20 protein-coding genes and 1 riboswitch are annotated in these 20,184 nt (G+C 65.6%); of the genes, 15 read left to right on the top strand and 5 right to left on the bottom strand.

From position 1 onward, the window contains the following. Positions 1–383: 383 nt before the first annotated feature. A complete protein-coding gene (locus DUGA2_RS21155) occupies positions 384–1,961 on the top strand; it encodes a tetratricopeptide repeat protein (RefSeq protein WP_070271460.1) in 1,578 nt (525 codons plus the stop codon). Positions 1,962–1,979: 18 nt separating this feature from the next. Here DUGA2_RS21155 and dapF read toward each other — a convergent pair whose 3' ends face one another. From dapF to DUGA2_RS21140, 3 genes are read right to left on the bottom strand one after another with little or no spacing between them, the layout of a single operon-like run. Further along, positions 1,980–2,843: a diaminopimelate epimerase gene (dapF, locus tag DUGA2_RS21150; RefSeq protein WP_070271459.1), complete on the bottom strand. Its 864-nt coding sequence runs from the start codon at positions 2,841–2,843 to the stop codon at positions 1,980–1,982. A gap of 12 nt (positions 2,844–2,855) precedes the next feature. Further along, a complete protein-coding gene (locus DUGA2_RS21145) occupies positions 2,856–3,734 on the bottom strand; it encodes a lipid A biosynthesis acyltransferase (protein ID WP_070271458.1) in 879 nt (292 codons plus the stop codon). Next, positions 3,731–4,594, bottom strand: a complete 864-nt coding sequence (locus DUGA2_RS21140; RefSeq protein ID WP_070271457.1) for a lysophospholipid acyltransferase family protein — start codon at positions 4,592–4,594, stop codon at positions 3,731–3,733. The genes DUGA2_RS21145 and DUGA2_RS21140 overlap by 4 nt, the downstream gene beginning before the upstream one ends. 195 nt (positions 4,595–4,789) lie before the next feature. On the opposite strand from DUGA2_RS21140, the gene metK reads away from it, so the two are divergent. Further along, positions 4,790–5,956 (top strand): methionine adenosyltransferase, encoded by a 1,167-nt coding sequence (gene metK, locus DUGA2_RS21135; RefSeq protein ID WP_070271456.1) that lies wholly within the window; start codon positions 4,790–4,792, stop codon positions 5,954–5,956. 143 nt (positions 5,957–6,099) lie between these two features. On the opposite strand, the gene DUGA2_RS21130 is transcribed toward metK, so the two are convergent. Then, on the bottom strand, positions 6,100–6,750 hold the full coding sequence (locus DUGA2_RS21130) for a hypothetical protein (RefSeq protein ID WP_168167808.1): 651 nt from the start codon (positions 6,748–6,750) through the stop codon (positions 6,100–6,102). Next, positions 6,724–6,791, top strand: a riboswitch (S-adenosyl-L-homocysteine riboswitch). Its footprint overlaps the gene before it by 27 nt. A 28-nt stretch (positions 6,792–6,819) precedes the next feature. On the opposite strand from DUGA2_RS21130, the gene ahcY reads away from it, so the two are divergent. The 3 genes from ahcY (at position 6,820) to metF (ending at position 9,494) form a co-directional block, all read left to right on the top strand. Further along, positions 6,820–8,247: an adenosylhomocysteinase gene (ahcY, locus tag DUGA2_RS21125; RefSeq protein ID WP_070271454.1), complete on the top strand. Its 1,428-nt coding sequence runs from the start codon at positions 6,820–6,822 to the stop codon at positions 8,245–8,247. 76 nt (positions 8,248–8,323) lie between these two features. Continuing rightward, complete coding sequence (locus DUGA2_RS21120; protein WP_026334838.1) at positions 8,324–8,674, top strand: phage holin family protein; 351 nt, start codon at positions 8,324–8,326, stop codon at positions 8,672–8,674. After that, positions 8,667–9,494: a methylenetetrahydrofolate reductase [NAD(P)H] gene (metF, locus tag DUGA2_RS21115; RefSeq protein ID WP_070271453.1), complete on the top strand. Its 828-nt coding sequence runs from the start codon at positions 8,667–8,669 to the stop codon at positions 9,492–9,494. Before DUGA2_RS21120 ends, metF begins: the two co-directional genes overlap by 8 nt. On the opposite strand, the gene DUGA2_RS21110 is transcribed toward metF, so the two are convergent. Next, a complete protein-coding gene (locus DUGA2_RS21110; RefSeq protein WP_070271452.1) occupies positions 9,486–10,025 on the bottom strand; it encodes a 5-formyltetrahydrofolate cyclo-ligase in 540 nt (179 codons plus the stop codon). The two genes, metF and DUGA2_RS21110, sit on opposite strands and share 9 nt — an antisense overlap. 92 nt (positions 10,026–10,117) lie before the next feature. On the opposite strand from DUGA2_RS21110, the gene DUGA2_RS21105 reads away from it, so the two are divergent. From DUGA2_RS21105 to DUGA2_RS21060, 10 genes are all read left to right on the top strand, one after another. Next, positions 10,118–12,097, top strand: a complete 1,980-nt coding sequence (locus tag DUGA2_RS21105) for a lytic transglycosylase domain-containing protein (RefSeq protein ID WP_070271451.1) — start codon at positions 10,118–10,120, stop codon at positions 12,095–12,097. Positions 12,098–12,122: 25 nt separating this feature from the next. After that, complete coding sequence (locus tag DUGA2_RS21100) at positions 12,123–12,839, top strand: glutathione S-transferase family protein (RefSeq protein WP_008444036.1); 717 nt, start codon at positions 12,123–12,125, stop codon at positions 12,837–12,839. 5 nt (positions 12,840–12,844) lie between these two features. Next, positions 12,845–14,116 (top strand): multifunctional CCA addition/repair protein, encoded by a 1,272-nt coding sequence (locus DUGA2_RS21095; protein ID WP_070271450.1) that lies wholly within the window; start codon positions 12,845–12,847, stop codon positions 14,114–14,116. Next, positions 14,113–14,790, top strand: coding sequence for a GNAT family N-acetyltransferase (locus tag DUGA2_RS21090; protein ID WP_070271449.1), 678 nt, complete (start codon positions 14,113–14,115; stop codon positions 14,788–14,790). The genes DUGA2_RS21095 and DUGA2_RS21090 overlap by 4 nt, the downstream gene beginning before the upstream one ends. A 135-nt stretch (positions 14,791–14,925) precedes the next feature. Next, positions 14,926–15,243, top strand: coding sequence for a JDVT-CTERM system glutamic-type intramembrane protease (gene mrtJ, locus DUGA2_RS21085; RefSeq protein WP_229214742.1), 318 nt, complete (start codon positions 14,926–14,928; stop codon positions 15,241–15,243). Positions 15,244–15,265: 22 nt separating this feature from the next. Beyond that, positions 15,266–17,407: a choice-of-anchor D domain-containing protein gene (locus DUGA2_RS21080; RefSeq protein ID WP_083296396.1), complete on the top strand. Its 2,142-nt coding sequence runs from the start codon at positions 15,266–15,268 to the stop codon at positions 17,405–17,407. A gap of 1 nt (position 17,408) precedes the next feature. After that, complete coding sequence (locus tag DUGA2_RS21075; protein ID WP_070271446.1) at positions 17,409–17,909, top strand: TlpA disulfide reductase family protein; 501 nt, start codon at positions 17,409–17,411, stop codon at positions 17,907–17,909. After that, entirely contained in the window at positions 17,906–18,121 is a 216-nt protein-coding gene (locus DUGA2_RS21070) for a DUF4266 domain-containing protein (protein WP_070271445.1), read from the top strand. The genes DUGA2_RS21075 and DUGA2_RS21070 overlap by 4 nt, the downstream gene beginning before the upstream one ends. A gap of 8 nt (positions 18,122–18,129) precedes the next feature. Further along, positions 18,130–19,272, top strand: coding sequence for a DUF3570 domain-containing protein (locus DUGA2_RS21065; RefSeq protein WP_070271444.1), 1,143 nt, complete (start codon positions 18,130–18,132; stop codon positions 19,270–19,272). 7 nt (positions 19,273–19,279) lie between these two features. Beyond that, positions 19,280–20,176 carry an FAD:protein FMN transferase gene (locus DUGA2_RS21060; RefSeq protein ID WP_070271443.1) on the top strand — a complete coding sequence of 299 codons (897 nt, stop codon included), beginning with the start codon at positions 19,280–19,282 and terminating at the stop codon, positions 20,174–20,176. Positions 20,177–20,184: the final 8 nt, after the last annotated feature.

The raw sequence follows: 20,184 nt of genomic DNA, 5'->3' as shown, positions 1-20,184 counted from the left end.
GCTAGCGGATCGCATACTTCGACCCTCGGATGATAGGAACCTTAATATCTGACCGGGTCGAACACGCTGGATTGGTTGATTATGACGGCTAGTTTTGGTCGAAAGCCAAAGAAACCGGGCTTCTTGTTGTATTTTTGAAACGCTTGATACGCAGGCCATTTGCGCCTGTTTTCCTATTATTTCCTTTCATTCAGGCATCAAAACAGCTCTAGCGTACAGGGCGGAGCGGGGTGGGGCGCTTGTGCGAAATCAAAGCCGCCCGCAGATTGTTTAGGGTGTGGCGCGGATCGCACGCTACACTCATAAGTAGCAACGGTCGCCGGAACCTGCACAGACAGCGTAGCTGCACCGCCCGCTCCATGAATCGGACTAATAGTGAGACGATGGCTAATCGCGAAGAATTAGGGATCATCAGGGGGGCCCGCGCGGGAGATGCGGTATGCCAGCTGGCGTTGGGCAAGCTCTACCTGTTCGGCGGCGCCAGCTTGCCGCTCAGCCTGCCCACCGCGCTGCACTGGCTCAACCGTGCCGCCCTGCAGGAGCAGGATGAAGCCTGGATGTTGATCGGCAGCTATGTCCCTTTCGAGCACGCCCAGCATTGCCTGCCGGCCGTGCTGTCCTGGTACGACCGCGCCTACGATGCCGGCGTCGAGCAGGCCGGCCTGGTGCTGGCGCAACTGGTACTGAATCAAGCGGCGTCGCCCGCGGTGCGGCACGAGGCGTCGCATTTGCGCCACAAGGCGCTGCAGGCGCTGGAGACGGCCGCCCGCGCCGGTTCGGCCGAGGCGCAATGGCTGCTGGCCCACCAGTCCGGCGCGCAGCCGCCGTCGGCCGCGTCGCCGGCGCCGCAGCCGGCCAGGCGCGGCCCGGGCAGTCCGCCGTCGCACCGGGCCAGCGCCCGCCAGCAGTGGCTGGCGCGGGCGGCCGACAGCGGCCTGGCCGCCGCCCAGTACGCGGTGCTGGAGCAAGCCTGGCACGGCGATCGTGCGGCGTTTTTACAACGGGCGCTGCCGCTGGCGCGCAAGCTGCTGGCCGACGCCCCGGCCGACGCTGAAGCGGCCCGCGCCGTCGACTGGCCGCTGGCGACAGCCCAGCTGACCTTGCTGGCGCGCTGCGCCGAGCTGTACGACCAGCACCCCGAGCACCGCAACGCGTTGCACCACTGCCGCGAACTGGCCGCCCACGGCGGCGACCGCCACGCCCAGCTGGCGCTGGGCCTGTGGTTCGCCCGCATGGACGGCGACGGCAAACGGCAGGCGGACGGCATAGCCGCCGTCAATTTCAAACGCGCGATACGCTGGCTGACGCAGGCCGGCGAGCAGGGCCTGGCCGAAGCCTGGTACGCCTTGTCGCGCATCTATCTGAAACCGGAGTTTTCCCAGCGCAGCGTGGCCGAGGCCCAGGGCTACCTGGAGCGGGCGGCCGACATGGGCCATGGCCTGGCGCAACTGGAATGCGGCATGTATGCGTGGCGCAACCGCCGCACCGATGAAAACAGCGACGTGCGCGCCGCCTATTGGCTGCAGAAGGCGGCGGCCCAGGGCTGCGCGGAGGCAGAGGCGGCGCTGGCGCGCATCGGCGCGGCGCCCAAGGCGTCGGCCTGGGCCGACGCGATTCTCGGCGGCATGCCGCGTGAAGTATTGGAAAGCCAGCCCTTGCTGGCGGCGCGGCTGGAGCTGGCCGGGTTGTTCGGCCTGAGCCGGGCGGAGGCGCTGCTGCTGGATGTGAAGGCCGCCGACCAGGGCCATTGCCTGGTGGTCGACATCCGCGCCAGCTACGGCCGCAGCAAGCGGCGCCTGGTCCTGCTGCGCACCGCGCGCGAGCGGCAGGCGCTGGACCGCATCGGCCGCCTGTTCGACCAGATCGACAACGGCCCCGACGGCCCGGAAGGGAACTACCGCCAGCGCCTGTACCGGCTGAAAACCTGGGGCCCGCCGGCCGAAGACCGGCTGGCGGCCTGAGTTGGCGTCGGCGCCGGCTTAAATCTCGATCTCGCCTTCGAACACCGTCACCGCAGGGCCGGTCAGCAGCACCGGCTGGCCCATGCCTGCCCAGCTGATCGACAGCTGGCCGCCGCGCGCATCGACGCGCACCGGGCTGTCCAGCAGGCCGCGGCGGATGCCGGCCACCACGGCCGCGCACGAGCCGGTGCCGCAAGCCAGCGTTTCGCCGACGCCGCGCTCGAACACGCGCAGCCGGATGTGGCCGCGGTCGACGATCTGCATGAAGCCGGCGTTGACGCGGTTGGGGAAGCGCGGATGGTGTTCGATCAGCGGCCCGGTCAGCTCGACCGGCGCGGTGTCGACATCGTCGACCACCTGCACCGCGTGCGGGTTGCCCATCGAAACCACCGACATCAGCACGCTCTCGCGCGCGCCGCCCAGTTCCAGCACCAGCGGCCACAGCGTGTCGTCGGCCTGGCGCTCGCCGTGCAGGCCGTCGGCGTCGAAAGGCACGCGCTGCGGTTCCAGCACCGGGGCGCCCATGTCGACCGTGATGCTGCCGTCCAGCTCCAGCCGCGGCGCGATCACGCCGGCCTTGGTTTCCACGGTGATGCTGCGCTGCGCGGTCAAGCCTTTTTCCGAGACAAACTTGACGAAGGCGCGCGAGCCGTTGCCGCACTGCTCGACCTCGCCGCCGTCGGCGTTGAAGATGCGGTAGCGGAAGTCGCAGCCCGGCTGGGTAGGCTTTTCCACCAGCAGGATCTGGTCGGCGCCGACGCCGAAGCGCCGGTCGCCCAGCAGCTTCCATTGCGCTGGCGAAAAGTCGATGTGCTGGTTGATGCCGTCGATGACCACGAAGTCATTGCCGGCGCCGTGCATTTTGGTGAATTTGAGTTTCATCTGTGCCTGTGTTTACTTGGAACGCTGGTACAGCGAAGGTTCGCCGTTCGGGCGCGTCTTGAACCGTTTGTGCGTCCAGAAATATTCGGCCGGCGCTTCGCGCACGCGTTCCTCGATGAACTCGTTCATGCGGCGGGTGGCGGCGACCATGTCGGGACCAGGGTAATTGTCCCACACCGGATAGAATTTCACACGCCAGCCCTGGTAATCGGGCAGGAAGGTGGCGATCACCGGCATCACCTGGGCGCCGGTGGTGGCGGCGATGCGGGCGGTGGCTGTCAGCGTGGCCGCCTCGATGCCGAAGAAGGGCACGAACTCGGCATCCTTCTCGCCGAAGTCCATGTCCGGCAGCATGAAGTAGGGCAGCTTGTCGCGCAGCGCGCGCAAGATGGGCTTGATGCCGTCCTGGCGGGTGAACAGCTTGACCGGCTTGAAGCGGGCGCGGCCTGCGCGCAGCACCTGGTCGAAGGTGGCGTTCTTTTGCTGCACATACATCGACGAGGCGCTGGCCACCATGGCGATCGAGGCGCCGGCCACGTCCAGGCAGACGAAGTGCGGGCATAGCAGGATGGTCGGCCTGGACGTCATTTCTTCCACCGGCACCGGGCCCGGCTCGACCTTGATCAGGCGCTTCAGTCTTTCCTCCGACGCCCACCACAGGATGCCGCGTTCCCACACGCTGCGCGAATAGGCCTGGAAGTGGCGGCGGGCGATGCCGATGCGCTCGGCCTCGCTCAGCTCCGGCATGCACAGGCGCAGATTGGTCAGCGTGATATGGCGGCGCGAGCGCATCACCAGAAACAGCAGGCTGCCGACGGCGTCGCCGAAGCGGCCCAGCACCGGCAGCGGCAGCCAGTGCAGCAGCCACATAATCCCCAACAGCAGTTTCATGCCTGTTCTCCCGCCGTTGGCGCCGAGGCAGGCGCGTCTATGCCGGCCGGCACCTTGTAGCGGTTGTAGCTCCAGAAATACTGGCTGGGACTGCGCGCGATCAGGCGCTCCATGGCGTGGTTGATGGCCTGGGCCTGGTCGGCGGCGCTGCCGTCCAGCGTGCCGTCGAAGGGCACGAAGCGGATCACATAGCCGCGCCCGGCCGGCAGGCGCTCGGCGTAGGTGACGATGATGGTGGCGTCGCCCAGCTGCGCCAGCTTGGCGGGCAAGGTCATGGTGTAGGCGTCGCGGCCGAAGAAGGTGGCCCACACGCCTTCGCCTTCCTGCGGCACCTGGTCCGGCAGCAGGCCGATCGGCTTGCCTTTCTTCAGGCATTTGGCCAGCATGCGCACGCCGGACATATTGGCCGGCGCCAGCAGCAGGTTGTCGCGCGCGCGGGCGCCCTCGATCAACGGCTTCAGCGCGGCCTTCTTGGGCGGGCGGTACATCACCATCAGCTCGGTGCGCAGGGCGATTTCCTGGGCGACGATTTCAAAGCAGCCCAGGTGGGGCGTCAGGAAGACGATGCCGCGTCCCGCGTCCAGCTCGGCCTGGACGATGGTCCAGTTCTCGTCGCTGGCGTGGCGCGACACGCGCTCGGGCCTGGCGCACCAGATGAAGGGCAGTTCGACGATGCTCTTGCCGGCCTCGGCGATGGCGGCCGATAGGTGCCGGGAATAGCCTGCCTGCGCCAGGTTGTCGCGCATGCGGCGGCGATAGGATGGCGAGCTCAGGTAGACCAACCAGCCCAGCACGCTACCCAGCGCGTGCAAAAACGGCAATGGGAAGATGGAAAGAAATCGAAAAATTGGAACAAGCATGAGTAATTCGTCTAATAGAAGGAGATTTTGGCCTCTGTTGCCGTGCCAAAATTTTTTAAGAAGCGTAAAATACCACGTATGTAGGATCCGCTGAGTTAACAGACAACTTGCGAAGCGGAATATAAATGTCGCTAAAGCGTCGCAAGCCGTATTGGTTAGCGACAAAACATTCTCAACCAGTATCAGGAGCTTGCGATGTCAAACGATTATCTTTTCACTTCCGAATCCGTGTCCGAAGGCCACCCGGACAAGGTAGCCGACCAAATTTCCGACGCCATTCTGGACGCCATCCTGGCCCAGGATCCGAAAGCCCGTGTGGCCGCCGAAACCTTGTGCAATACCGGCCTGGTCGTGCTGGCCGGTGAAATCACCACCCACGCCAACGTTGATTATATTCAAGTCGCGCGCGAAACCATCAAACGCATAGGCTACGACAACACCGACTACGGCATCGACTACAAAGGTTGCGCCGTGCTGGTGGCCTACGACAAGCAGTCGCCGGACATCGCCCAGGGCGTGGACGAAGGCGCGGGCATTGATCTGGATCAAGGTGCGGGCGACCAGGGCCTGATGTTCGGCTACGCCTGCGATGAAACGGCCGAGCTGATGCCCGCCGCGATCCACTACGCGCACCGCTTGGTCGAGCGCCAGTCGCAGCTGCGCAAGGATGGCCGCCTGCCATGGCTGCGTCCGGACGCCAAATCGCAGGTCACGCTGCGCTACGTCAACGGCCGTCCGGTGTCGGTGGACACCGTCGTGCTGTCGACCCAGCACGCGCCGGAAATGCAGCACAAGCAGATCGAAGAAGCGGTGATCGAAGAGATCATCAAGCAGGTGCTGCCGCGCGAATGGCTGGTCGACACCAAATACCTGGTCAACCCGACCGGCCGCTTCGTCATCGGCGGTCCTCAGGGCGATTGCGGCCTGACCGGCCGCAAGATCATCGTCGACACCTACGGCGGCGCCAGCCCGCACGGCGGCGGCGCGTTCTCCGGCAAAGATCCTACGAAAGTGGACCGTTCGGCCGCCTACGCCGCCCGCTACGTGGCCAAGAACGTGGTGGCCGCCGGCCTGGCGCGCCAGTGCCAGGTGCAGGTCAGCTACGCCATCGGCGTGGCCCGTCCGATCAACATCACGGTCTACACCGAAGGCACGGGCGTGATCCCGGACGACAAGATCGCCGCGCTGGTGATGGAGCATTTCGACCTGCGTCCGAAAGGCATCGTGCAGATGCTGGACCTGTTGCGTCCGATCTACGCCAAGACCGCCGCCTACGGCCACTTCGGCCGCGAAGAGCCGGAATTCACGTGGGAACGCACCGACAAGGCCGCGATCCTGCGCGCCGCAGCCGGCCTGAAGTAATCGTCGTCCGCTGAGTCAAACGCCCCGGCCTGCGCCTGCAGCCGGGGCGTTGTCATTTGGGCCGCAGCGGCGGCGGCGGCGGCGGATTGGGGGGCAAGTATCGGTCGCGCTTGTCGCGGTCCATGGTGTGCTCCTGGAGTGGGTTACTGGGGATGCCAGCTGGCGTTCAATTTTTGCTGCGTCTTCAACCTCAAGCGCTCGCTCAGCAGCAGATCGTAGGGAAATTCGTCCGATTCGACTTTGTACCGGTTGCGCAGCGTCAGCAATTTCTCCTCGAACTCGGCGATGGAAAAAGCGGCGTTGACTTTCATTCGGATAATCAGCGAGTCGATGTCGGCCCGCAGCGCGGCCAAGCTGCTGACCGAGGCCGCGTGGACTTTGAGCCGCTTGGCGACGGAAAGTTCCTTGGACACGATGGCGAGCAAGGTGCTGACGGACGTAAACACCGGCCATAAAAAAGTGTAGTCGCTGTTTTTCCAGAACACGAGGCCGGTGAGCGCGGCGCCGCCGGATGAGATCGCCACGGCGATCTTGGTTACGCTGTCCAGCCAGGTCCAGCGCGCCAGCAGCGCCGTTTCAAGCTCTTCGGTGTAGCTGGCGTTGTATAGCAAATGATGGGTTTCATTCCAGATCGCATCGCGCGGGTTGGGTGCCATGGCGTGCTCCGGGCAAAAAAGATCACTATAGGCTGTCGCCATATGGTCTATTTGCGCGCTCTCAAACCGGAATTTCTTGCGCCTGTCATGCCCAACGGTGCTAAAATGCGGCTTCCGAGGAGCGTTGCGACGAATCACGAATTCGCCAGGCTCGGAGTCCCAAACCGCGCTCACGTTACTTTTTTCAACACATGAAAGGAGGGCGTGATGAACGCCGTACTCAAATCCGCACAAGACTACCTGGTAGCCGATATTTCCCTGGCCGCCTGGGGCGACAAAGAAATCAAGATTGCCGAAACTGAAATGCCGGGCCTGATGGCGATCCGCGAGGAATTCGCCGCATCGCAGCCGCTGAAAGGCGCGCGCATCACCGGTTCGCTGCACATGACCATCCAGACCGCCGTGCTGATCCAGACGCTGGAAGCGCTGGGCGCCAAGGTCCGCTGGGCTTCGTGCAATATCTACTCGACCCAGGACCACGCCGCCGCCGCCATCGCCGCCGCCGGCACCCCGGTGTTCGCCATCAAGGGCGAAACCCTGGACGAATACTGGGACTACACCCACCGCATCTTCGAATGGCCAGCCGACGCTGCCGGCAACGCGGTCTACTCGAACATGATCCTCGACGACGGCGGCGACGCCACGCTGCTGCTGCACCTGGGCGCGCGCGCTGAAAAAGACATCTCGGTCCTGGCCGCGCCTGGCTCGGAAGAAGAGATCTGCCTGTTCAACGCCATCAAGGCCCACCTGGCCATCGACCCGTCGTGGTACTCCAAGCGCCTGCCGCACATCCTGGGCGTGACCGAGGAAACCACCACCGGCGTGCACCGCCTGTACCAGATGCATAAGGAAGGCAAGCTGGCCTTCCCGGCGATCAACGTCAACGACTCCGTCACCAAGTCCAAGTTCGACAACCTGTATGGCTGCCGCGAATCGCTGGTCGACGGCATCAAGCGCGCCACCGACGTGATGATCGCCGGTAAGGTCGCCGTGATCGCCGGCTACGGTGACGTCGGCAAGGGCTCGGCCCAGGCCATGCGCGCGCTGTCGGCGCAAGTGTGGGTGACTGAAATCGATCCGATCTGCGCACTGCAGGCCGCGATGGAAGGCTACCGCGTCGTGACGATGGACTACGCCGCCGAACACGGCGACATCTTCGTCACCTGCACCGGCAACTACCACATCCTGACGGAGAAGCACATGCTGGCCATGAAGGACCAGGCCATCGTCTGCAACATCGGCCACTTCGACAACGAGATCGATGTCGCTTCGCTCAAGAAGTACACCTGGGACAACATCAAGCCGCAGGTCGACCACGTGATCTTCCCGTCGGGCAAACGCATCATCCTGCTGGCCGAAGGCCGCCTGGTGAACCTGGGTTGCGGCACCGGCCATCCGTCGTACGTGATGTCGTCGTCGTTCGCCAACCAGACCATCGCCCAGATCGAGCTGTTCGCCAACACCGACAAGTATCCGGTCGGCGTGTACGTGCTGCCTAAGCACCTGGACGAAAAAGTGGCGCGCCTGCAGTTGAAGAAACTGAACGCGCAGCTGACCGTGCTGACCGAAGAGCAAGCGGCCTACATCGGCGTGACGCAAGAAGGTCCGTACAAGCCAGACCACTACCGTTATTAATCTGCCGGTATGAAGCGGGGCCGGCAGATTAGCCGGCCCTGTTTTTATCCAGTCCTCCTTGCAGCGAGTTCATTTTATGCGTTTGGTCCTTACCTGGTTAATCAATGCAATTGCCTTGCTGGCAGTGCCCTACCTGATGCATTCCGTCGATGTCACAAGCATAGGCGCAGCCCTCGTCGCGGCTCTTGTACTGGGCCTGGTCAATACGCTGATACGCCCCGTGCTGCTGTTGCTGACGTTGCCCGTGACCGTGGTGTCGCTGGGTTTGTTCATCTTCATCATCAACGGCTTCATGTTCTGGCTGGTCGCCCAATGGGTGGACGGCTTCCACGTCGACAGCTTCGCTTCGGCGATCGGCGGCGCACTGTTGTACAGCGTGATTTCCTGGGCCCTGTCTACCTTACTTTTGAAGAAGTCAGATGGCTAATCATAATTTCAGTATCGAGTTCTTTCCGCCGAAGACGGCGGAGGGCGCGGAAAAGCTGCGCGTCACGCGCGCCAAGCTGTCCGAGCTCAAACCCAAATATTTTTCCGTGACCTTCGGCGCCGGCGGCAGCACGCAGCGCGGCACGCTCGACACCGTGGTGGAAATCCTCGCCGCCGGTGAAGACGCCGCGCCGCACCTGTCCTGTGTCGGCGGCACGCGCGAGTCGATCCGCGAGATCCTCACGGAATTCAAGGCCCACAACATCAAGCGCATCGTCGCGCTGCGCGGCGACCTGCCGAGCGGCTACGGCGCGTCCGGCGAGTTCCGCTACGCGAACGAGCTGGTGGAGTTCATCCGCCAGGAGACCGGCGAGTGGTTCCACATCGAAGTGGCGGCCTACCCGGAAGTGCACCCGCAGGCCAAGTCGCCGCAGGACGACCTGCTGGCGTTCGAACGCAAGGTGAAGGCCGGCGCCAATGCCGCCATCACCCAGTACTTCTACAACGCCGACGCCTACTTCCAGTTCGTCGACCAGACCCGCAAGATCGGCATCGACGTGCCCATCGTGGCCGGCATCATGCCGATCACGAACTACACGCAGCTGATGCGCTTCTCGGACATGTGCGGCGCCGAGATTCCGCGCTGGGTGCGATTGAAGCTGGCCAGCTTCGGCGACGACAGCGCCTCGATCAAGGCCTTCGGCCTGGACGTGGTGACGGCGTTGTGCGAACGCCTGCTGGCGGGCGGCGCGCCAGGCCTGCACTTCTACAGCATGAACCAGGCCGCGGCTACCACCGCGCTGTGGCAGCGCTTAGTTTAATTCGGTGACGATGCGGTCCAGCGCCACATCGTGGCCGTCGCTGTCGAACCGCACCTGCAGGCACTGGTAGGCTATGCCCAGTGTCTGCGGGCGCGGCGAGCGCGCCAGCGTGCGGTCGTAGAAGCCGCCGCCATATCCCAGCCGGTAGCCTTGCGGACTGAAACCCAGGCACGGCACCAGCAACGCCGGCGGATACGCCTGCTGCAAACGCAGGTCGGCCGGCACCGCCACCCCCATCGCATCCTTGACCATGTCCTCGCCGATGCGCCATTCGGCAAACTCCAGCGCCGCATGTTTTTCCACCACCACCGGCAGCAGCAGCCGCGCGCCCAGGCGCTCCAGCTGCGCGTAGGCCGGCTGCAGATCCGGCTCGTCGCGCAGCGGCCAGTACACGCCCAGCGCCGCCGGCCGCGCGGCCTGCCACCATGCGATCACCTGTTCGCCGATCTCGCGGTCCCACGCGGCGCGCGTGGAGGCGTCCAGCGCGCGCCGAGCGGCCAGCAATTGCTTGCGTAAATCGGCCTTCGCCATAGGGGGCGGGGCTGGTGGTTCCGTCGTGGCGCGTGGTATTCTAGGGTCGCTGGTCATAGGTTCAGATTTTCAAGACTTTAGAGAGTTGCACATTGATTTCCGCTTTGAAATGGATAGCCGGCGCCGCCGCGATGACCGCCGTGGCATTAACCTCCCTGGCCCATGCCGACGACCTGGGTGACGACGGCCGCAGGGCGGACGACTCCTTCCTGCTGCTGCGCGACGCCGTGCGCCAGGACGACGCCTCCAAGGCCGATTTCTACGCCGCCCGCCTGGGCGATTATTCCATTCCGTCTTACGTCGATTATTATCGGCTGAAACCGCGCCTGAAAGATGCCTCGTACGCCGAAATCCGCGATTTCATGAAGCGCTACGAAGGCCAGGCCATCGTCGACCGCCTGCGCAACGACTGGCTGCTGGACCTGGGCCGCAAGCGCGACTGGGCCACCTTCGACGAGCAGCTGCCGCTGTTCGTGCTGAACGACGACACCCAGGTCAAATGCTACGCGCTGCAATCGCGCGCGCTCAAGGGCCAGAAGGTGGCCGGCGAAGCGCGCGAGCTGCTGACCGCGCCGAACGGCTACGGCGAGCCGTGCGCGGGCCTGATCGCCACGCTGTACCAGGCCGGCCAGTTCAACATCGACGACCTGTATGCGCAGTTGCGCCTGTCCGGCGAGTACAACGCCACCGGCCAGGCCCGCCGCCTCGCCGCGCTGCTGGGCGGGAACGAGAAGAAGGCGGTGCAGGCGGTCGACCTGCCGGCCATCGCGCTGGCCAAGGGCGTGGGCAGCGGCCGCGTCGAACATGAGATCTACATCGTCGCCATCGGCCGCATGGCCAAGACCAGCACCAAGCTGGCGGTGCTGGCGCTGAACAAGGCCTCCTCCAAACTGAGCCCGCAGGAACAGCAGGAAGCGTGGGCCGCGGTGGCGCTGCAGTCGTCGTATTCGCTGTCGCAGGACACCACCGAGTACTGGCAGAAATCGAACGGCGCCGCGCTGTCCATCGACCAGCTGCAATGGAAGACCCGCATCGCGCTGCGCAACGGCGACTGGAAGCAGGTGGAGAAGAACATCCGTTCCATGCCGTCGTCGCTGCGCGCCGATCCGGCCTGGGTCTACTGGCTGGGCCGCTCGCTGATGGTGCAAGCCGGTTCCATCCAGGCCACCGGCGAAGCGATGCAGCTGTTCCGCAGCATCGCCGACCAGTCCAACTTCTACGGCCAGCTGGCGCTGGAGGAAACCGGCAAGCTGATTACCATCCCGCAGCCAGGCCTGCCGATCGGCCAGTCCGAAATCGCGCCTATCGCCGCCAATCCCAACTTCCAGCGCGCCATCAAGTTCTTCAGCATGCGCCTGCGCTTCGAAGGCACGCGCGAATGGAACTGGGGCCTGCGCGGCCTGAGCGAACGCGAACACCTGGCCGCCGCCGAATTCGCGCGCCAGAACAATATCCTCGACCGCATGGTCAACACCTCGGACCGCACCCGCATCCAGGTCGACTACACGCAGCGCTTCCCGTCACCGCACATCGACATCATGCACCCGACCACGCAGACGCTGGGCCTGGACAAGGCCTGGGTGTACGGCCTGATACGGCAAGAGTCGCGCTTCATCATGGACGCGCAATCGCACGTCGGCGCCTCGGGCCTGATGCAGGTGATGCCGTCCACCGGCCGCTGGGTCGCCAAGAAGATCGGCCTGGCCGATTTCGCGCAGGACATGCTGAGCGACGTGCGCACCAACATCCTGCTGGGCGCGAACTACCTCAACATGGTGCTCGGGAATATGGACGGCTCGCAGGTGCTGGCCACCGCCGCCTACAACGCCGGGCCGGGCCGCCTGCGCTCGTGGCGTTCGACGCTGGTCAAGCCGATGGACAGCGCGGTCTTCATCGAATCGATCCCGTTCGTCGAGACCCGCACCTATGTCAAGAACGTGATGTCGAATACGACCTACTACGCGGCGCTGTTCGAAGGCCGCCCGCAGTCGTTGAAGGCGCGGCTGGGCACCGTCGCGCCGCGCGGCTACACTGAACAGGAACAGCAGGAGTCGAGCTTCGGCTCGCGCTAAACACCACACCAACCTTGGACGCATCATGCAGACCACACAACTTGATCCCAGCCTGTCGCAAACCCTGGCCGCCGCGCGCGAGCCGGGCCTGACGCTCGTCATCGGCAACAAGAACTATTCGTCGTGGTCGATGCGTCCGTGGGTGGCGATGACCGCCTTCGGCATCCCGTTCCAGGAAGTGCGCGTGCTGCTGGACCAGGACGACACCGCCAACCGCATCTGCGGCTATTCCGCCAGCGGCCGCGTGCCGGTGCTGCTGGCCGGCGAGATGACGATCTGGGACAGCCTGGCGATCTGCGAATACCTCGCCGAGCAGTTCCAGGAGCTGCACCTGTGGCCGCAGGACGTGGCCGCGCGCGCGATGGCGCGCTCGGTGTGCGCCGAGATGCATGCCGGCTTTGCCGACCTGCGCACCTCGATGTCGATGAACATCCGCGCCAGCTATCCGGGCAAGGGCCGCACCAACGGCACCCAGGCCGACATCGGCCGCATCAGCGAAATCTGGGAAGAGTGCCTGTCCCGCTTCGGCCACCACCAGTTCCTGTTCGGCGACTTCTCCATCGCCGACGCCTACTACGCACCGGTGGTGATGCGCTTCCGCACCTACGGCGTATCGCTGGCGCCGGCGCTGGACGCCTACTGCCAGCGCGTGCTGGCCCATCCCGCCGTGGCCCGCTGGGTCGAGGAGGCGATGGCCGAGACCGAAACGGCGCCCAAGCACGACGCCGAAATGCCGGACTGACGACCATGCGGATTTATGTAGTCGGCGGCGCCGTGCGCGATGAACTGCTTGGCCTGCCGGTCAAGGACCACGACCACGTCGTCGTCGGCGCCACGCCGGACGACATGCTGGCCAAGGGCTACCGCCCGGTCGGCAAGGACTTCCCGGTGTTCCTGCATCCGAAGACGCAGGAAGAATATGCGCTAGCCCGCACGGAACGCAAGACCGCGCCGGGCTACAAGGGCTTTGTGTTCCACACCTCGCCGGACGTCACGCTGGAAGACGACCTGGTACGCCGCGACCTGACCATCAACGCCATCGCCCGCGCCGACGACGGCACGCTCACCGACCCATACGGCGGCCGGCGCGACCTGGAGCTGCGCATCTTCCGCCACGTCTCCGAAGCGTTTGCCGAAGACCCGGTGCGCATCCTGCGCGTGGCCCGCTTCGCCGCCCGCTTCAGCGATTTCCGCGTGGCGCCGGAAACCAATGCGCTGATGCGGCAGATGGTGGAGCAGGGCGAAGTCGACGCGCTGGTGCCGGAGCGCGTTTGGCAGGAGCTGGCGCGCGGCCTGATGGAGCACAAGCCATCGCGCATGCTGGAAGTGCTGCGCGACTGCGGCGCGCTGGCGCGCATCCTGCCGGAGCTGGACGTGCTGTGGGGCGTGCCGCAGCCGGAGAAGTGGCATCCCGAAATCGACACCGGCATGCACATGCTGCAGGTGATCGACTGCGCGGCGGAAGCGGGCCATGAACTGGCCACGCGCTTCGCCTGCCTGATGCACGACCTGGGCAAGGGCGCCACGCCGCCGGAGAACTGGCCGGCGCACCACGGCCACGAAGGCCTGGGCGTCAAGCTGGTGGAGCAGGTGTGCAAGCGCCTCAAGGTGCCCACCGAATGCCGCGACCTGGCCGTGATGACGGCACGTGAGCACGGCAACGTCGGCCGCGCCTTGCAGCTGCGCCCCAACACCATCGTCACCCTGTTCGAGCGCTGCGACGCCTTCCGCAAGCCGGCGCGCTTTTCGCAGATGCTGCTGGCGACTGAATGTGATTCACGCGGCCGCATCGGCCCGAACGCCAGCTTCCGCGACGCGCCCTTCCCGCAATTGGCTTATCTTGAGACGGCGCTGGCTGCGGCACGCGGCGTCAACGCCGGCGAGATCGCGCAAGGCTGTGCGGCCACTCCGCAGCGCATCCCGGAGCTGGTGCACCGCGCCCGCGTGTCGGCGGTGAAGCTGGCGCTGCGCGCCGGCGACGCCGACGGCGAGGACGAAGGCGGCATGCCGATACCATGAGCGCCATCGACCTGTTCCAGAATCCGCTGCGCCGCTGGGGCAAGCACCAGGATGGCAAGCGCCGTCCGACGGTGCTGGTTAAGGAGCTGCGCGAGCGCGACCGGCGGCGCATGGTCAAGCATTTCATCGGGCTGGAAGACAGCGACCGCCTGCTGCGCTTCGGCACCGTGCTGCCGGACGAGCAGGTGGAGAACTACGTCAACCGCATAGACTTCTCGCGCGACATGGTGTTCGGCGTGTACAACCGCATGTTCAAGCTGGTGGCGGTCGGCCACCTGGCGTTCGCGCCGCGCGACGAGTCGCAGAACGGCATCACCGAGAAGGAGCGGGTGGCGGAGTTCGGCGTATCGGTCAGCCGTTCGGCGCGCGGCCTGGGCATCGGTTCCAAGCTGTTCGAACGCGCCGCCATCCACTGCCGCAACAACGATGTCGATACGCTGTACATGCACTGCCTGTCTTCCAACAAGACGATGATGCACATCGCAAAAAAAGCCGGCATGGAAATCCATCGCGACTACGGCGAGGCGGACGCCTATCTGAAACTGCTGCCGGCCAATCCGGCCAGCATGCTGCAGGAAGCGCTGGACGAGCAATTCGCCACGCTGGACTACACCCTCAAAGCCAACAAGCGCATCGCCGCTAAATGGTTCGGCCGTCTCACCGGCCGAAAATAAATCTCTCCCCGCTAGAACCTTTGCTGCGCGGCCGGGTATGAACGGTCGGACAAGATACGCAACCGGCAGCAAAAAACCACTAATCCCGTGTCGTCGATGACTTATTTTTGCAGCACGCAGTTGCAGGCGCCGGACATGGCCGTCTGCCTTCGCCTGCTGCTGTTGTCGCCTGCGCTGGAGGAGTGCGTGGTCAGGGCAGGGCTGCAGGAATGGATGACGCGCCAGCTGGCGGCCAACCACGGCGGCCTGCCTTTGACGCGCGCCGGCCCGGTGCTGGTGTCGACGGCGGTTTTCGGCCTGCTGCACCTGGGCTCCGGCTGGCAGCATGCGCTGGCGGTGCTGGCGCCGGGTCTGGCGCTGGCGCTGCTCTACCAGCGCAGCCGAAGCTGGACCTGGTGCGCGCTGGCGCACAGCGCCATGAATGCCTTTGCGATCTCTGTCTGCGGCTTTTAGATAAAAACTTCAGGAGAGTGTCATGACAGGCTTGTTATCAAGGGTATTCCGGCTGCGATGGGCTGCGGTCCTGCTGGTCGGTGTGATGGGGCAGGGCGTCAACGCGGCCGATGCCTTGAACGGCAAGAGCCTGTATCTGAACGGGCCGGTGGGCGGCGGCGCTTCGTGCACCACCTGCCACGGTGCCTCGCCGGCGAATAACGTCAACAACATCCAGGCGGCGGCCAACCAGCCGTCCGTCATCCAGAACGCCATCGCCGCCAACAAGGGCGGCATGGGTGGTCTGTACAACGGCAAATTCAGCGCGGCGGAACTGGCCGACCTGGCGGCCTTTATCGGCAACCCCAATGTGGTCGCGGCGCCGGCTGCCTCGCTGGCGCCGGCCAGCCTGGCCTTCAGCGGCACCACGATCGGCCAGACCGCCGCTCCGCTGGCCGCCACCTTGAGCAATACCGGCAATGCCGTGCTCAATATCGGCACCATCTCCATCGGCGGCGCGGCGGCGGGCGACTTCAGCGTCGCCGGCGGCACTTGCGCCAACGGTCTCGCCGTCGCGGCGGGCGCCAGCTGCACCGTGCAGGCCAGCTTCAAGCCCACGGCTGCGGGCGCGCGTGCGGCTTCGTTGACCATCACGCATAACGCCACGGGCGGCAGCAGCAGCGTTGCGCTCAGCGGCAACGGCAACGCCACGCCGCAGGCCACCATCGCGCTGTCTGCGGCCAGCGTCAATTTCGGCACGCTGTTGACGGGCACTCCGTCGCTTGTATCGACCATCACGGTCAGCAACAGCGGAACGGCCGCGCTGAACTTCACCTCCATCGCGCTTGGCGGCGCCAATGCGAGCATCATCACGCAGGGCGGCAGCTGCGCCGTCGCCGCGCCGGTGCCGGCGGGCGGTAACTGCACGGTGACGCTGCAGGCGTTGCCCGTCGCTGCGGGCGCCTTCACCGCCAGCTTGACGCTGGCTTCCAATGCATCCAACGGCAATGCGACGGTCGGCGTGTCCGGCGTGGCCGCCACGCCAGCGCCGGCGCTGACGGCGACGCCGTCGGCCATCGCCTTCGGCTCGCAGACCATCGGCGCGGCCGCTGTGACGCAGACGGTCACGCTGGCCAATACCGGCAATGTCGTCATCAGCTTCAGCAAGATCGGCTTGAGCGCCGCCAGCGCGGCCAGCTTCAGCCTGGGCGCCAGCGATTGCGGCGCGACCCTGGCGGTGGGCGCCAGCTGCGCGGTGCCGGTGCGTTTCGCTCCGACGGCGGAAGGCGCTGTGTCGGCGGCGTTGGCGGTCAGCTCGAACGCGACGGCACTGCAGGTCGGCGTCACCGGCACGGGCACCAAACAGGCCACGGCAACGCCGGTGCTGTCCGAAACCGGTCCGATTGTTTTTGCAGATACGCAGGTCGGCAGCAGCGCGGCGGCACACACGACGACGCTGTCCAACAGCGGTAACGCCTCGCTGGCTATCTCCACGCTGACGTTGGGCGGCAACCAGCCGGGCGACTTCGTCCTCGGCGGCAGCTGCGTCGCCGGCGGCACGGTCGCTCCCGGCGCCAGCTGCACGCTGACCACTGCGTTGAAGCCCATCGCCGCAGGCGCCCGCAGCGCGGACCTGCTGCTGGTGACGGACAGCGGTGCGCAGTTCCACCTGGCCTTGAGCGGCAACGGCGTCGCCGTTGTCATCACCACGCCGTCGCTGACGATTGCGCCGCAAAGCTTCGACTTCGGCGCCGTCGTCATCGGCGCCACCGCACCGACGCGCCGCTTCACGCTGACCAACAGCGGCAGCGCCGCCGTCACGCTGGCCAGCGCCACCTACACCGGCCCCTTCGCCGCCGTGGCGGACAGCACCGGCTGCGCGGCCTTCCCGGTCACGCTGGCGCCTGGCGCCTCGTGCGATCTGGTGGTGAGCTACACGCCGCTCAATACAGGCAGCAACAGCGGCAGCGTGGCGATACAGTCCAGCGTCGCCGGCAGCAGCTGGACCATCGCGCTGAGCGGCCAGGGTACGGCAGCGGCGGCGGGTGCCGCACCGTCGAACCGGGGCGGCGGCGGTTGCTCGGCATCGGATGACGTCAACGACCCGATGATGGTGTTCCTGGTGATCGCAGCGGCAATCGCCATCGGCTGGCGCCGCCGTCAGTCCAAACGCGTTGGAGGCTGAGATGAAATCGCAATCGATCTTCATGCTGCTGGCTGCGGCCGCAGCGTTGAGCGTCGCCCCGGCGCTGGCATTGGAAAAGGGCGCCACCGCGCCGCAGTTCGACCTGCAAGGGCTGGACGGCGCAGTGAAGCTGGCCAGGCTGCAGGGCAAGGTGGTGTACGTGGACTTCTGGGCTTCGTGGTGCGGTCCCTGCCGGCAGTCCTTCCCGTGGATGAACGAGATGCAGGCCAAGTACGGCGCTAAAGGCTTGCAGATCGTCGGCGTCAACGTCGACGCCAACAGCGCCGACGCGCGCCAGTTCCTGAGCACGACGCCGGCGCGCTTCGCGATCGGCTTCGATCCGCAGGGCGCCACGCCGCGCAGCTACGGCATCAAGGGCATGCCGAGCAGCGTGTTGATCGGCCCGGACGGAAAGGTGCTGCTGGAGCATTCCGGCTTCCGCGAGGCCGACCGCGCCGAGCTGGAAAGCAAGATCCAAAACGCCCTGGGAGCCGTCAAATGAAAACGCTGCTGTTGATCGCGCTGGCGGCCGGCCTGTCCGGCTGCGCCTCGCTGGGGCAGGTGCAGCCTTGGGAAAAGGGCACGCTGGCGCGTACCGAGATGACGTTTAGCGACGGCCATATGTTCACACGCTTCGACGACCATATCTACACCAGCCGCGAGGCTTCGTCCGGCGGCGCCGGTGTGGGTGGCGGCGGTTGCGGCTGCAATTGAGGACTACCATGACGAGTAACGACGACAAGGCATCGGGGCGCGGCCTGGCCGCCTCCATCATGACGGCGGCGATGCTGCTGCCCGGCGTGCAGGCACATGCCGAAACGCCGCCGGCCAACGGCAGCATCACGCTGGGCTACTTGAACTACAAGGACAGCCAGTCCGGCCTGGACCGCATCACCGTGCATTCTCCGTCGGTGGCGATCACGGCGCCGGTGGCGGGCGTTTGGAGCATAGGCGCATCGCTGGTGTCGGATGATGTGTCGGGCGCTTCGCCGCGCTATCACACCGCCATTTCGGGCGCGTCGCACATGCAGGACCACCGCACGGCGGGCGATGCATCGGCCACGCGCTACTTCGAACGGGGCACTGTGACCGTCGGCGCGGCGTATTCGACCGAGCATGACTACGTGTCGCGCGCGTTGTCGTTGCAAGGCAGCCTGGAAAGCGAGAGCAAGAACACCACGTGGACCGTCGGCATCGGTCACGCGGACGATCGCATCGACCCGGTCAACAAGATCGTCAGCAACGAGAAGAAGCGCACCAGCAGTCTGCTGCTGGGCGTGACGCAGGTGCTGACCGCCAACGACATCGCCCAGCTGACGCTGACGCACGGCCAGGGCGAAGGCTATTTCTCCGATCCGTACAAGGCGCTGGACAATCGCCCGCGCAGTCGCAACGAGACCACGTTGCTGGCGCGCTGGAACCATCACCTGGCATCGACCGGCGGCACCAGCCGGCTGTCCTACCGCTACTACCGCGACAGCTTCGGCGTGCGCGGGCATACGCTGGGCGCCGAGTATGTGCAGCCGTTGTCGCAGGGCTGGACCGTGACGCCGGAGCTGCGGCTGTATTCGCAGAGCGCGGCCAGCTTCTACTACGATCCGCTGTACGACGCCAAGCTCGGGGCGCCGTTCCCGCCCGGGTACAACGGCAGCGGGTATATGTCGGCCGACCAGCGGCTGTCCGGTTTCGGCGCGGCGACGCTGGGGCTCAAGGTCAGCAAGCAGTTGGACAAGCTGTGGTCCATCGACGTGAAGGCGTCGGTGTACCAGCAGCGCGGCAGCTGGCGGCTGTTCCACGACGGCAGCCCGGGCCTGGATGCGTTGCGGGCGCAGACGATACAGATAGCGATCAACCGGCAGTGGTGAACGCAAAATGATAGATGCAATACATCGCACCACGTTCGAAGCGATGGCCAGCCGCTGCGAATTGCGGTTTGCCGCGCCGGACGCGCACATGGCGGCGTTGCTGGCGCAGCAGGCCATGGACGAGGTGCGGCGTATCGAGACCAAGTATTCGCGCTACCGGCCGGACAGCATCGTCTCGCGCATCAATGCTGCGGCAGGCAAGGCTGCGGTGCGGTGCGACGACGAAACCATGTCGCTGATCGGATACGCGGCGGCGCTGCACGGCGCCAGCGAGGGACTGTTCGACATCACCTCCGGCGTGCTGCGGCGGGCCTGGGATTTTCGCAAGCCCGAGGTGCCGCGCAAGGAGGTGCTGGAGCCCCTGCTGGCGCTGGTCGGCTGGGACAAGGTCGATTGCGGCGCGGGGGAGGTGGCGCTGCGGCTGGCAGGCATGGAGATCGATTTCGGCGGCTTCGGCAAGGAGTATGCGGCGGACCGCGCGGCGGCGCTGCTGGCCGATGCGGGCGTGCGGCACGGCTACGTGAACCTGGGCGGCGACATGCGTTTCATCGGTCCGCGCCTGAACGGGCAGCCGTGGAGCATCGGCATCCAGGATCCGCGCGATCCGGACAGCGTGATCGCCAGCATCCCGGTCAGCCAGGGCGCGCTGGCCACCAGCGGCGACTACGAGCGTTACTTCGAGCTGGATGGGCAGCGCTACTGCCACATCCTCGATCCGCGCGATGGCATGCCGGTGCGTTACTGGCGTTCGGTCAGCGTGCTGGCGCCGATGGCGACTGCGGCCGGCAGCTGTTCGACCATCGCGATGCTAAAGCAGGAAGATGGGCTGAGTTTTTTGAATGCGTCGGACATGGGGTATCTGGCCGTGGACGATCAGGGACAGATGCTGTTCAGGGATGTTTGAATAGGATA

This window comes from Duganella sp. HH101, assembly GCF_001758795.1.
Taxonomy (GTDB): domain Bacteria; phylum Pseudomonadota; class Gammaproteobacteria; order Burkholderiales; family Burkholderiaceae_D; genus Rugamonas; species Rugamonas rivuli.
The sequence above is the reverse complement of the archived record's forward strand: the minus strand, read 5'-3'. Positions and strand labels throughout refer to the sequence as shown.

What these genes read in the sequence shown, in the direction of transcription:
- DUGA2_RS21095 (WP_070271450.1), top strand. Translation starts at nt 12,845, where the DNA reads ATGCGGATTTATGTAGTCGGCGGCGCCGTGCGCGATGAACTGCTTGGC.
- DUGA2_RS21100 (WP_008444036.1), top strand. Translation starts at nt 12,123, where the DNA reads ATGCAGACCACACAACTTGATCCCAGCCTGTCGCAAACCCTGGCCGCC.
- DUGA2_RS21080 (WP_083296396.1), top strand. Translation starts at nt 15,266, where the DNA reads ATGACAGGCTTGTTATCAAGGGTATTCCGGCTGCGATGGGCTGCGGTC.
- DUGA2_RS21070 (WP_070271445.1), top strand. Translation starts at nt 17,906, where the DNA reads ATGAAAACGCTGCTGTTGATCGCGCTGGCGGCCGGCCTGTCCGGCTGC.
- DUGA2_RS21145 (WP_070271458.1), bottom strand. Translation starts at nt 3,734, where the DNA reads ATGAAACTGCTGTTGGGGATTATGTGGCTGCTGCACTGGCTGCCGCTG.
- mrtJ (WP_229214742.1), top strand. Translation starts at nt 14,926, where the DNA reads ATGGCCGTCTGCCTTCGCCTGCTGCTGTTGTCGCCTGCGCTGGAGGAG.
- DUGA2_RS21110 (WP_070271452.1), bottom strand. Translation starts at nt 10,025, where the DNA reads ATGGCGAAGGCCGATTTACGCAAGCAATTGCTGGCCGCTCGGCGCGCG.
- DUGA2_RS21120 (WP_026334838.1), top strand. Translation starts at nt 8,324, where the DNA reads ATGCGTTTGGTCCTTACCTGGTTAATCAATGCAATTGCCTTGCTGGCA.
- DUGA2_RS21065 (WP_070271444.1), top strand. Translation starts at nt 18,130, where the DNA reads ATGACGAGTAACGACGACAAGGCATCGGGGCGCGGCCTGGCCGCCTCC.
- DUGA2_RS21090 (WP_070271449.1), top strand. Translation starts at nt 14,113, where the DNA reads ATGAGCGCCATCGACCTGTTCCAGAATCCGCTGCGCCGCTGGGGCAAG.
- DUGA2_RS21155 (WP_070271460.1), top strand. Translation starts at nt 384, where the DNA reads ATGGCTAATCGCGAAGAATTAGGGATCATCAGGGGGGCCCGCGCGGGA.
- DUGA2_RS21140 (WP_070271457.1), bottom strand. Translation starts at nt 4,594, where the DNA reads ATGCTTGTTCCAATTTTTCGATTTCTTTCCATCTTCCCATTGCCGTTT.
- DUGA2_RS21075 (WP_070271446.1), top strand. Translation starts at nt 17,409, where the DNA reads ATGAAATCGCAATCGATCTTCATGCTGCTGGCTGCGGCCGCAGCGTTG.
- ahcY (WP_070271454.1), top strand. Translation starts at nt 6,820, where the DNA reads ATGAACGCCGTACTCAAATCCGCACAAGACTACCTGGTAGCCGATATT.
- DUGA2_RS21060 (WP_070271443.1), top strand. Translation starts at nt 19,280, where the DNA reads ATGATAGATGCAATACATCGCACCACGTTCGAAGCGATGGCCAGCCGC.
- metK (WP_070271456.1), top strand. Translation starts at nt 4,790, where the DNA reads ATGTCAAACGATTATCTTTTCACTTCCGAATCCGTGTCCGAAGGCCAC.
- dapF (WP_070271459.1), bottom strand. Translation starts at nt 2,843, where the DNA reads ATGAAACTCAAATTCACCAAAATGCACGGCGCCGGCAATGACTTCGTG.
- metF (WP_070271453.1), top strand. Translation starts at nt 8,667, where the DNA reads ATGGCTAATCATAATTTCAGTATCGAGTTCTTTCCGCCGAAGACGGCG.